At 69.0% G+C, this 11,447-nt stretch carries 9 protein-coding genes; 2 read left to right on the top strand and 7 right to left on the bottom strand.

Annotated features, from left to right (window positions below; translation table 11 throughout):
- Positions 1-605: 605 nt before the first annotated feature.
- Positions 606-884 (top strand): hypothetical protein, encoded by a 279-nt coding sequence (locus tag HYG95_RS23665; RefSeq protein ID WP_067495645.1) that lies wholly within the window; start codon positions 606-608, stop codon positions 882-884.
- A gap of 1 nt (position 885) precedes the next feature.
- Here HYG95_RS23665 and HYG95_RS23660 read toward each other — a convergent pair whose 3' ends face one another.
- The 7 genes from HYG95_RS23660 to kstR all read right to left on the bottom strand — a co-directional run bounded on the left by HYG95_RS23660 (position 886) and on the right by kstR (position 9,203).
- A complete protein-coding gene (locus tag HYG95_RS23660; RefSeq protein ID WP_181701177.1) occupies positions 886-1,689 on the bottom strand; it encodes an enoyl-CoA hydratase/isomerase family protein in 804 nt (267 codons plus the stop codon).
- Positions 1,690-1,703: 14 nt separating this feature from the next.
- The gene (locus HYG95_RS23655; protein WP_181701176.1) at positions 1,704-2,876 is read right to left on the bottom strand and encodes an acyl-CoA dehydrogenase family protein; all 1,173 of its coding nucleotides are present in this window, start codon (positions 2,874-2,876) and stop codon (positions 1,704-1,706) included.
- Positions 2,877-2,916: 40 nt separating this feature from the next.
- Positions 2,917-3,783 carry a metal ABC transporter permease gene (locus HYG95_RS23650; RefSeq protein ID WP_181701173.1) on the bottom strand — a complete coding sequence of 289 codons (867 nt, stop codon included), beginning with the start codon at positions 3,781-3,783 and terminating at the stop codon, positions 2,917-2,919.
- Positions 3,783-4,583 (bottom strand): metal ABC transporter ATP-binding protein, encoded by an 801-nt coding sequence (locus tag HYG95_RS23645; RefSeq protein WP_255495656.1) that lies wholly within the window; start codon positions 4,581-4,583, stop codon positions 3,783-3,785. Before HYG95_RS23645 ends, HYG95_RS23650 begins: the two co-directional genes overlap by 1 nt.
- 143 nt (positions 4,584-4,726) lie before the next feature.
- The gene (locus HYG95_RS23640) at positions 4,727-5,611 is read right to left on the bottom strand and encodes a metal ABC transporter solute-binding protein, Zn/Mn family (RefSeq protein WP_225281365.1); all 885 of its coding nucleotides are present in this window, start codon (positions 5,609-5,611) and stop codon (positions 4,727-4,729) included.
- Positions 5,612-5,830: 219 nt separating this feature from the next.
- Positions 5,831-8,413 (bottom strand): trehalose-phosphatase, encoded by a 2,583-nt coding sequence (otsB, locus tag HYG95_RS23635; protein ID WP_181701169.1) that lies wholly within the window; start codon positions 8,411-8,413, stop codon positions 5,831-5,833.
- Positions 8,414-8,588: 175 nt separating this feature from the next.
- Positions 8,589-9,203 (bottom strand): cholesterol catabolism transcriptional regulator KstR, encoded by a 615-nt coding sequence (gene kstR / locus HYG95_RS23630; protein ID WP_181701167.1) that lies wholly within the window; start codon positions 9,201-9,203, stop codon positions 8,589-8,591.
- Positions 9,204-9,332: 129 nt separating this feature from the next.
- Here kstR and HYG95_RS23625 point away from each other — a divergent pair, with 129 nt between their 5' ends.
- Entirely contained in the window at positions 9,333-11,432 is a 2,100-nt protein-coding gene (locus tag HYG95_RS23625) for an acyl-CoA dehydrogenase (protein ID WP_181701165.1), read from the top strand.
- Positions 11,433-11,447 lie beyond the last annotated feature (15 nt).

The raw sequence follows: 11,447 nt of genomic DNA, 5'->3' as shown, positions 1-11,447 counted from the left end.
GTGAGGTGCTGTAGGGCGGGGGTGCTGCTTTGTAGCGTGCCCGGCTCTTTTTGGATTGCGCCCACGGAGGTATTGGGCTGTGTTTTTGGAGCGCTGGCGCGCTCGAGCGCGGCCCCTGAGGGGCCGCGCGAACAGCGCTCGAGACTCGCGCTTCGCGCATGCGCTTCGAGCGCTGTTCGCGCGGCCGGGCCGCTGCGCCGCTTCGCGGCGGACCCTCCTCGAGGTCGGGTCGTGCGGGGCTGGGAATGCGGTCATGGCGGACACGAGTGGTGCCGTGTGGCTGGGAGTGCTGTAGGTGGCGAACTCGAGTAGCGCCGTGTGGCTGGGAGTGCGGTCAGGGCGACTTAAGTGGTGCCGTGCGGCTGGGAGTGCGGTAGGTGGCGGACTCGAGTAGTGCCGTGCGGCTGGCAATGCGGTAGGTGGCGGACTCGGGTGGTGCCACGTGGGTTGGGAGTGCGGTAGATGGCGGGCTCGGGTGATGCGGGGCGCTGGGAATGCGGTAGGTGGCGGGCTCGGGTGGGTCGTGTGGGCTGGGAGTGCGGTGAGTGGCGGACTTTGTGGTTTGCTGACGCTGAATCGTGGTCGCACACCGTAGAATTCGGGGGGTGGCGATCCCTAATCAACCGATCGGCCCGACGGTCGAGCACCCGCAGGCGAACATGATTCTCGTGCTCGGGCTGCTCAGCCCGTTCTGCTGCGGGATCTTCGGGCCGGTCGCGTGGACGCTCGGGAAGCGGGCACTCAACGAGATCGACGCTTCCTACGGTGGGCTCAGTGGGCGTCATCAGGTGCTGATCGGGTACATCGGCGGGATCATCGGCACGATTCTGATGATCTGTTTCGCGCTGCTGTACCTGGCGGGGTCCTGCAACGGGAACTTCTGAGCTAGTCGAGGCTCGGGCGTTCGCCGGGGGCATCCCAGGCGGGCCACTCGTCGTTGACGCTGCCCGACCAGTTCGGCTGACGACGTTCCTTGAACGCCGTCATCGCCTCTCCGCCGTCGATGCTCTTGGCCACGTGCGCGTTGAGCTCGGATTCGAGCTGCCCGACCACGGCGGGGGTCATCCCGAGACTTTCCCAGATGAGCCGCTTGGTGAGGGCAACGGGGAGCGGGGCGGGGCCACCGGCGATGTCCTCGGCGACGGCCAGCGCGGTCGGCAGCACCTCGGCGGCGGGCAGGCTGGCATTGGCCAGCCCCATCGACTTGGCTTCGTCGCCGTCGAAGGTGCGGCCGGTGAGCATGATGTCGGCGGCGTTGGCGAGCCCGGCCAGGCGGGGCACGGTCCAGTGCGCGTAGCCGTCGGCGAGTACACCGCGCCGAACCTGGCTCAGGCCGTACACGGCGTCGTCGGCGAAATAGCGCAGATCGCACTGCAAGGCGAGGGCGAGCCCGATGCCGACGGCGTGCCCGTTCACGGCGGCGATCACCGGTTTACGCACCTGCCACGGTGACGGATCGAGCGTCGCGCTCGCACCGCCCGCACCGGCCGACAGGTCGGCACCGGCGCAGAAGGCGGGCGGGGTACCGGTGATGACGACGGCGCGGATGGCGTCGTCGGTGTCGCAGCGGCGAAGGGCCGCCGCGAGTTCGGCCGTCATGGTCGCCGTGACGGCGTTGCGCTGGGCAGGACGGTTGAGCGTGAGCACCGCGACGCCCGCGCGGACATCGACCAGCAGTTCCGAACTCATGGGATCGAATGGTACTAGCGGCCGACCAGATGTCTGCCGATCGCGTATTTGTGGACCTCGGTCGGCCCGTCGTAGAGCCGGAAGGCGCGCATGTCGCGGAACAGCATTTCCACCACGGTCTCGTCGCTGATCCCGATCCCGCCGAGCACCTGCACACACCGGTCGGTGACCTTGAACAGTTCCTCGGAGACATACGACTTGGCCATCGACGATTCGTGCCTGGCCTGCTGCCCCTGGTCCATCAGCCAGCAGGTGTGCCAGATGGTCAGCCGACACTGGTGCAGCGCGATCTCGTTGTCCGCCAACATGAACGACACCCCTTCGTGCTGCCCGATGGGCTTGCCGAAGGCGGTGCGGGTGCGCGCGTGGTCGAGGGCGATGCTCTGCGCGCGTTCGGCGGCGCCCAGCCAGCGCATGCAATGGGTGAGCCGGGCGGGGGCCAGACGCAACTGGGCGTAGCGCAGGGCCTGACCAGTGCGGCCGAGCACCGCACTCGGCGGCAGCGTCAGATTCTCGAACCGGACCACCGCGTGCCCGCCCACATAGTTGCGGTCCATCGTGTTCATGATCCGCTCGATGACGATGCCCGGCGTGTCGGCCTCGGTGAGGAACAGCGTCGGCCCGGCGGGCAGGTGCGGGTTCTCGGCCAGGTCGGCCATGATGATCCAGGTCGCGGCGCCGTCGGCACCTGTGATGAGCCATTTCTGCCCATCGACCACGAAGTTCTCGCCGTCGAACACGGCCCGCGTGCTGAGCTGCCCGGGGTCCGAGCCGGCCCCGCCCGGTTCGGTCATGGCGAACACCGACCGCCGTTCCCCGCGGATCATCGGCATCAGATGCTGGTCGATCTGTTCGGGGTCGGCGATCTTGCCGAGCAGGTACATGTTGCCCTCGTCGGGCGCCGCGCAGTTCATCGCGACCGGCCCGAGCGTCGACCACCCGGCCGCCTCGTACACCAGCGCCTGCTCCACGTGGCTGAGCCCGAGCCCGCCGTACTCGACGGGCGCCTGCACGGTGAGCAGCTTCTCGGCTCGTGCCAACTCGACCAGTTCGGTCCGCAACTCGTCGGTCGGCCCGTGCGCGGTGAGCCGCGGATCGCGCTCGAACGGCACGATCCGGTCGACGACGAACGCGCGCACCCGATCGCGCAGGGCGGCCAGATCCTCCGGTACCGAGAAATCGATCATGGATGAATCATCGCGCTGCCGTGCGCGGTCCGTGGCGATTTCAGCGCACGGGCGCGAGCTTGCGCTGCCGATGTCCGACGACCCGGCACACCAGGTAGATGGTGAACGAGATGCCGGTGACGAAGGTCGACACCGGCACGCCGGGCGCCAGCGACAGCAGCAGCCCGCCGACGGCGGCGACCTCGGCGAAGATCACCGAGAGGACGGTGGCCCGCAGCGGGCTCGACGTCACCTGCGCGGCCGCGGCGGCCGGGGTGATGAGCAGGGCGAGCACCAACAGCGCGCCGACGATCTGCACGCCGAACGCGGCGGTGATGCCGAGCAGCACCGCGAACACCACCGACAGCGCTCGCACCGGCACCCCGCGCGCCACCGCCACCTCGGGGTCGGCGCTGACGAACAGCAGCGGCCGGTACACCACGGCGAGCACGGCCAGCACGGCGGCGGTGCAGGTGAGCAGCAGGGCGAGCCCGTCGTAGCCGACGCTGGCGACCTGCCCGGTGAGCAGCGAGAACTTCGATCCGGCGCGGTCGGGGGACAGCCACAGGAACAGCACCGACAGGCCGAGCCCGAACGAGAGCACCACCGCGATCACCGAATCACGTTCGCGCGCACGCGAACCCAACCAGCCGAACAGCACGGCCGCGACCACCGAACCGGCGATGGCACCGAATCCGACGCCCACGCCGACGAGCAGCGCCGCCGCCGCACCGGTGAGCGACAGTTCGCTGGTCCCGTGCACGGCGAACGACATCTGCCTGGCCACGATGAGCGGCCCGATCAGCCCGGCGAGCAGGCCGAGCAGGGCGGCGGCGAGCAGCGCCTGCTGCACGAAGTCGTAGCCGAGCAGGTTCGCGGTGGTGCCGATGTCGAACATCGACGTGAGCACTTTGGTGAGCTTGTCCATCAGGCCAGGGCGTCCATATCGTCACCGGTGCCGACGACCACGAGCCGCCCGCGCACCCGCAGCACCTCCACCTCGGTCCCGTAGAGCTCCGAGAGGGTCTGCGAGGTCATCACCTCGTCGGGTGTGCCGATCCGGAACTCGCCGTCGACCAGGTACAGCACCCGGTCGACCAGCGGCAGGATCGGATTGAGCTCGTGGGTCACGAACAGCACGGCGGTGTCGTGTTCGCGGCGGCGCTTGTCGATCAGTTCGGCCACCAGGCGCTGGTTGGCCAGGTCGAGGCTGAGCAGGGGTTCGTCGCACAGCAGTACCGAGGGGTCGCCGACGAGCGCCTGGGCCACCCGCAACCGCTGCTGCTCGCCGCCGGACAGCGATTCGAGCGGGGCCTGCGCGAACTTCTGCGCGCCGACCGCGGCGATGGCGGCCTCGACCTGCTCGGCCCGTTCACCACGTTTGCGCCAGCCCAGGCCCCAGCGGTGTCCGTCCACGCCGAGCCCGACCAGATCCACGCCGCGCAACAGCACTCCGGCGTCGATCGTCTTCTGCTGCGGGATGTACCCGATGCCCGGATTGCCCACCCCGGCTCGCCTCCCGGCGATCTCGGCAGTGCCCGCGGTGAGCCCGAGCGTGCCGAGCAGCACTCGTAACAGCGAGGTCTTACCTGACCCGTTCGGGCCGAGCACCGCGATGAACTCACCAGGTGAAACCTCGAGATCGAGGTCGCTCCACAGACTCCGTTCGCCGAACGACATCGTGGCCGAGCGCAACCGGATCGCCGGATCCGCTTGCGCGCCGGCCATGCCTGCGGCAGGCGCGCCGGTCGTGCCGGGCGCCGACAGGGCGGTTGCGTCGGTCATGAGGTCCTCGATCGAGTTTTCAGCGGTGAGATCTCCAGCGGTCTGGATTCAGCGAGCCGGGTCGTCGGTAGCGCGAGTTCCGAGCGTCAGCGCAGAGCCGCGGCCAGCGCCTTGGCATTGGCCGTCTGCCACTGCACGTAGTCGACACCCTCGGGCAGCGTCTCCGTCACCTCGACCACCGTCACACCGGCAGCCTGCGCGGCCGCGCGCAGGTCCTGGGTGACCTTGTCCTGGGTCTGGGTGTTGTAGATCAGGGCCTTGACCTGCTTGCCGGTGATGAGGTCGCGGGTGGCGGCGACGGCGGCCGGGGACGGGTCGGTCTCCTGCTCGATCGCTTCCTGGAATTCGTGCGGAGTCTTGTCCTGTGCCTTGGCGGCCAGCAGCAGGTAGTGCGCCAGCGGCTCCGACTGGGCGACCGCCGCGTTCGGCGTCTGTGCCGCGATGGCCCCGGTGATGGTGCTGATGCCCATCAGCTGGTTCTTGAAGGCGACGGCGCGCTCGGTGTAGGCGTCCTTGTGCGGCGCGTCGATCTCGCCGAGTTCGGCGGCGATGCGGTCGGCGACGGCGGCGACGGTGGTGACGTCGTACCAGACGTGCTCGTTCTCGTCGCTCTTGTCGGTGCGCTCCTCGAACGCCTCGACGGTCCGCTTGTCCTTACCGGAGATGGCTTGCTCGATGAACTCGTCGTAGTGGCCGCCGTTGAACACCACGAGCTCGGCGTCGCTGATCTTCGCGGTATCGGTCGCCGAGGTCTCGAACGAATGCGGGTCGGCGGCCGGGTCGGTGATGATGGCGCTGACCTGGGCGTCCGGCCCGGCGACCGCGCTCGCGACCGAGCCCCACACATCGGTGGACGCCACGATCGAGGGAGTTCCGGACTCCTCGGAGCCACCGCCGCAGGCCGTCAGGACGGCAGCGACCGCCACTCCCGCCGTGAGACCGGCACACGCACGGGCGATTCGACTGTTCACGCGGGACTCCTGGGGCAAACCACGACCGGACCACACACGGCTGTGCGTCAGATCATAATGGAAATCGTTACCGTTTTAGATTAGCAGCAATGATGCTGGCCCGTGAACGTGGCCACCGGACTGCCGTCCCTGTCTCGCAGGTACATGGGTAACTCATCGGGCACGGGCCGACGTTCCCCTTTGGAGAACGTCGGCCGCCTGCCTATAGCATCCCCGCGCCTAGATCTGGCCTGATGTCACGGGGAGGCGGGCAGCGCTCAGCAACTGAGCGCAGCGCAGCAGGCCGAGGTGGCTGTAGGCCTGCGGGTGATTGCCGAGGGAGCGCTCGGCGACGGGGTCGTACTCCTCGCTGAGCAGGCCGGTGGGGCCGGCCGCGGCGACGAGCTGTGCGAACAACGCCTCGGCATCGGAGCGGCGGCCGATCAGCAGATACGCCTCGACCAGCCAGGCGGCGCACAGGTGGAAACCGCCCTCGCCGCCGGGCAGACCGTCGTCGTGGTGGTAGCGGTAAACCGTCGCACCGCTGCGCAGTTCGGCCTCGGTGGCCACGACGGTCGCCGCGAAACGCGGGTCGGCGGGGTCGATCAGGCCGCTGAGACCGATGTGCAGGGTGGCCGCGTCGAGGTCGGTGCCGTCGTAGGCCGCAGTGTAGGACTGGACCTCCTCGTTCCAGCCCTTGGCCTTCACCTCTTCGGCGATCGTGTCGCGCAGGGTCACCCATTCGGGATCGATGGCGCGATCGAAACGCTGAGCGAGGGTGAGCGCGCGGTCGACGGTGAGCCAGCCCATCACCTTCGAGTACACGTGGTGGCGCGGGTTGCCGCGGATCTCCCAGATGCCGTGATCGGGTTCGGTCCAGCGCCGCTGCACCGCGGAGACCATGGCGTGCACCAGTTCCCAGTCGGCGTCGGGCAGCGCCTCGGCCGCGTCGGTGGCGCCCTGGCGTTCCCGTTCCTGCGCCAGGGTGGTGATGAGGTCGACGATCGGGCCGAACACATCGAGCTGCACCTGCATATTGGCCGCGTTGCCCACGCGCACCGGCCGCGAACCGGCGTATCCGGGCAGCAGGTCGATGACGGCCTCGGGCGGCAGCGTCTCGCCGTAGATCGTGTACAGCGGGTGCAGCCGCTCGGGGCCGGGCAGTGTGGCGAGCACCTTGTGCACCCAGTCCAGGAATTCCTCGGCCTCGGTGAGCGAGCCGAGCGTGACCAGTGCCTGCGCGGTGAGTGAGGCGTCGCGCAGCCAGCAGTAGCGGTAGTCCCAGTTGCGCACGCCACCGATGTCCTCGGGCAGCGAGGTGGTCGCGGCGGCGAGGATCGATCCGGACGGGCGGTGCACGAGTCCGCGCAGGGTCAGTGCCGAACGCTTCATCAGGTCCGGCTTGAGCGGCGGCAGTTGCAGACCGCTCGCCCACTCGGTCCAGTACCGCTCGGCCAGCTGACGGCGCTGCGACTCCGGCGTCATCGACGGCGCGAGATCGGCAGTACCGCAGCGCAATTCGAGGACGACCGGCGCCACCGCCGGATCGACCACGGCGCGCGCCTGCTCACTGATGCCGTCGGAGGTGATCTCCCACTGCACGCCGGGGGAGCGGAGCACCATCGGATCGTTGGTGCCGCTCACCCGAAGCCCGTTGTGCACGGCCTCGATTCGCACCGGCACCTGCCCGAACTCCGGCCGCGGCGCGAAGTGCACGACGGCCTTGGCGGTACCGGTGATGACGCGGGTCAGGTCGGTGCGGTTGGGGGTCACGTCGTGCGGCAGGTAGTCGGCCACTTGCAAACTGGCCCACCGGGTTTCGACGGTCATGGTGCCGTCGACGTAGCGCTGTGACAACGGCAGGCTCGGCCGCTCCGGCGCCACCGAGAAGTGACCGGCCGCCGACCCGCCGAGCAGGTGCGCGAACACCGCCGCCGAATCGGGTTCGGGGTGGCAGAACCAGGTGACGGTGGCGTCGGGGGTGAGCAGGGCGACCGAGCGCGGGCTGGCGAGCATGCTCAGCCGCTCGATACGCGGTGCGCTGGCACCGGCGAGCCAGGTGCGCCGCTCCTCGACGAGGAACGCCAGCGCGCGCGCCACGTCCTCGGTGGAGTCGACGCGCAGCTTGGCCAGGCTCTCGCCCTCGCCGACCTTGATGCCCACATCGGGGCCCGACAGCACCCGGAAGGCCTTCTCGTCGGTGACGTCGTCGCCGAAGAACACTGCGGCCGAGGCGCTTTCCTGGTGCCGGATGGTGTCGAGCGCGGTGCCCTTGTCGGTGGGGATCACCGCGAGTTCGATCACCGCCTTGCCCTCGGTGACCTGCACCCCGACCCAGCACGCCGGGCCCTGGCGCGCGGCATTCAGTGCGCGCCTGCCGATTTCGGGGCTGGCGTTGCGCACGTGCAGTGCCGCACTCGCCGGTTTCATCTCCACGGTGACGCCGGGGTTGTCGGCGGCGATCTGGGCGAAGGCGGCGTGAATCTCCGAAAGCAGTTGCTTGGCGTCGTTGTCGATGGCATGCACGAAGCCGACATCGAACTCGGAGCCGTGACTACCGATCAGCTGCACCTCGACGGGGAGCCGCGACAGCGCGGCGAGATCGCGTAGCGCCCGACCGGAGATCACCGCTGCCGTCGTATTGGCCAGCCCCGCGAGCGCGCGTAGCGCACTCACCGATTCCCGTTGGGGAAACGCTTTCGACGGGTCGGACACGATCGGGGCGATTGTCCCGTCGTAGTCCGAGGCGACCAATAGCCGTGGCACTCGTGCGACCGACGCCAGTGCACGGCGGACATCCAAGGGCAGTTCCTGTGCGCTCACGCATCCAACCTAGTGATGGGAGGAGTGGATCAGGGGGCGCCAAAAACAATACTGGGTCAATTCTCGCGCGCGAGCGGCGCGGCGGGTTGTGCGCACGAGTGTCGTCCGGGTAGTCCGCGACCTCGCGGCTAATCCCGTCGGTACTCGTCCGGCCGTACCAACGGGTGAGCAGGGGTTATCCGCGATCGCCCAGCAACAGGTCGACGGTGAGCTCGAGGCGCTCGGTGACATCGGTCGCAGATGCGCGCCTGGTGAGCCAGGCCACCAGATTCGACAGCCACACATCGGAGATCACGCGAGCGATGGCGAGCTGACGCTCGGTCGGTTCGCCGTCGGCGATGGCGCGGGCGAACACCCGGTCCATCACCTTGCCCACGCGGTCCACTTCGGCGGCGGCGGAGGCGTCGGCGAACATGAACGCGCGCGTCATGGCTTCGGTGAGCAGCGGGTCGCGCTGCATCATCCGGGTGATCTGAGTGAGCAGGCCGTGCATGCGCTCGGACGGACCGTCGCCTGCCAGCGGCTTGCGCTTGCTCTCGAACTGCTCGAATTCCCTTGCCAGAGCGGACACCAGCAGGTGCACCTTGGAGGGGAAGTAGCGATAGAGGGTGCCGACGGCCACGTCGGCGCGTTCGGCCACCGCGCGCATCTGCACCGCGTCGTAGCCGCCCTTGGATGCGAGGGCGAGGGTGGCGTCGAGGATGCGCTTGCGGCGTTCACGCTGCGCGGCAGAACTCAGCTCCTCTTCGGACAGCGTTGTCACGGTGGGCGTTGGTGCGGGACTGTCCATCGTGGAAACCCTTTCGCTGAGTACGGCGGAAGAACATGGTTGCCGGTGAAGGTCTCTTGACTTACACCCACCCCGGATATTAGAACATGTTCTAGGAGTGGGAGCCACGCCGGAAGGGCGGTTTTTCTTGTGACCATCGCCACCACTGACGAGCATAAAGCCGCCGCGGCCTCCCTGCGGAGCTGGGCGAGCTCGGCGGCGCCGATTGCAACAATGCGGGCGGGCGGCAGCTGGCGCGAGTGCTGGCCCGCACTTGCCGAGTTCGGGTTGTTCGAGGTAGCGCTCGACGACGATCACGGCGGACTCGGCGGCACTGTCGCCGACCTGGCCGTGCTGCTGGAACAGACGGCCGACGACCTGGTGAACGGCCCGGTGCTGGCCACCGCGCTCGCCGGTCTGGTCACCGGCGCGGCCGCCGGGACGCCGTGTGGTGTCGCACTGCCCGATGCGTCGTCGGGTTCGGCGACGGGTTCGGATGCCGAGGGCTGGAAGGTCAGCGGCACTTGGGAATTCGTCTACGGGGCGGATGCGGACACGCAGGTGCTCGTGCCTGCCGAGACCGCCGACGGCACCCGCTGGTTCGTGCTCACCGATGCGACGATCACGCCGCTGTCCAGCGGTGATCCGACGGTGCCGCTGGCGCGGGTAACCGCCGAGAGTGCCGCTGCCGAACGAGGTTTCGCGCCGCCGTTCGACGTCACTGATCTGTTCGTCACCCTCGCGGCCGCCGAACTGGCCGGCGTGGCCGGCTGGTGCCTGCGAACGGCCGTCGACTACGCCAAGGTGCGCGAGCAGTTCGGCAAGCCGATCGGCAGCTTCCAGGCGATCAAGCACCTGTGCGCCTGGATGCTGTGCCGCACCGAACTGATCCGCGCGGTCGCCGCCGATGCCGCCGATGCCTTCGACGCCGGTGGCAAGGAGCTGCCGATCGCGGCCGCTGTCGCCGCGGCCTGTGCGCTCGACGCGGCCGTCGACACCGCCAAGGACGCCATCCAGGTGCTCGGCGGCATCGGCTTCACCTGGGAACACGACGCGCACTTCTATCTGCGCCGCGCCAGTTCGCTGCGGCAGTTGCTCGGTGGGTCGGCGCGCTGGCGGGCCAGGGTCGCCGAACTCACGCGCGACGGGCAGCGCCGGACCACCGGCGCCGAGCGCGTCCTCGGTGACACCGAGGGCGACACCGCGTTGTCGGCCGAGATCGCCACCATCGCTGCCCTCCCGGCGGCCGAACGCCCGCGCGTACTGGCGGACGCAGGCCTGATCATGCCGCACTGGCCGAAACCCTATGGGCGAGGCGCGGATCCGATGACGTGCCTACAGATCGCCGAGCAACTGCGCCGGGCCGAGGTGGAAACCCCCGACCTCGCGGTCGCCGGCTGGGCGGTGCCGACCCTGCTTCGCTTCGGCACCGAGGAGCAGATCGAGCGCTTCGTCTGGCCGACCCTGCACGGCGAGGTGATCTGGTGTCAGCTGTTCAGTGAGCCCGGCGCCGGGTCCGACCTGGCCGCCCTTCGCACTTCCGCCGAGCGGGTCGAGGGCGGATGGGTGCTGCGCGGTCAGAAGGTGTGGACCTCGCTCGGTTCCACCGCGAACTGGGGCATCTGCCTGGCCCGCACCGATCCGTCCGCACCCAAGCATCGCGGTATCAGCTACTTCCTCGTCGACATGCGCGCCGCGGGCGTGCAGGTGCGCCCGCTGGTGCAGATCACCGGCGAGGAGAAGTTCAGCGAGGTGTTCCTCGACGACGTGTTCGTGCCCGACAACTGCCTGGTCGGCGCCCTGAACAACGGCTGGAAGATCGCCCGCGCCACCCTGTCGGCCGAGCGCGTCGCCATGGGCGGCGGCGGGATCGGTGGCGCGCTGGAAGCGCTGCTCGCCGGTTTCCCACCCGGTGGATGGGGAACAGAACTGCGCGAGGATCATTTCGGCGCCCTGATCACCACCTCGATTGCTGGCACTTTGCTGGATCAGCGGATCGCGGCGGCCACGGTGGCCGGAGCCGATGCGGGCGCCCAGGCGGCCGTCCGCAAACTCGTCGGTGTCCGGTACCGCCAGGAGCTCGCGGAATATGCACTGGAACTTTCCGGCCGGGAAGGTTCCCTGGATAGCGACGTTCTGAAAGAATTCTTGCTCACACGCTGTCTCTCCATCGCGGGCGGTACCGAGCAGATCCTGTTGACCGTGGCGGCCGAACGGATTCTCGGCATGCCGCGCGATGCGGACAGTTAGCTCGAAGGAGGACGC

Source organism: Nocardia sp. GTS18, from assembly GCF_013839555.1.
In the GTDB taxonomy this organism is placed as follows: Bacteria; Actinomycetota; Actinomycetes; order Mycobacteriales; family Mycobacteriaceae; genus Nocardia; species Nocardia rosealba.
Note: the sequence above shows the minus strand (reverse complement) of the source record. Positions and strands in the feature narration are given on the sequence as shown.

What these genes read in the sequence shown, in the direction of transcription:
- HYG95_RS23660 (WP_181701177.1), bottom strand. Translation starts at nt 1,689, where the DNA reads ATGAGTTCGGAACTGCTGGTCGATGTCCGCGCGGGCGTCGCGGTGCTC.
- HYG95_RS23655 (WP_181701176.1), bottom strand. Translation starts at nt 2,876, where the DNA reads ATGATCGATTTCTCGGTACCGGAGGATCTGGCCGCCCTGCGCGATCGG.
- HYG95_RS23650 (WP_181701173.1), bottom strand. Translation starts at nt 3,783, where the DNA reads ATGGACAAGCTCACCAAAGTGCTCACGTCGATGTTCGACATCGGCACC.
- HYG95_RS23645 (WP_255495656.1), bottom strand. Translation starts at nt 4,583, where the DNA reads ATGGCCGGCGCGCAAGCGGATCCGGCGATCCGGTTGCGCTCGGCCACG.
- kstR (WP_181701167.1), bottom strand. Translation starts at nt 9,203, where the DNA reads ATGGACAGTCCCGCACCAACGCCCACCGTGACAACGCTGTCCGAAGAG.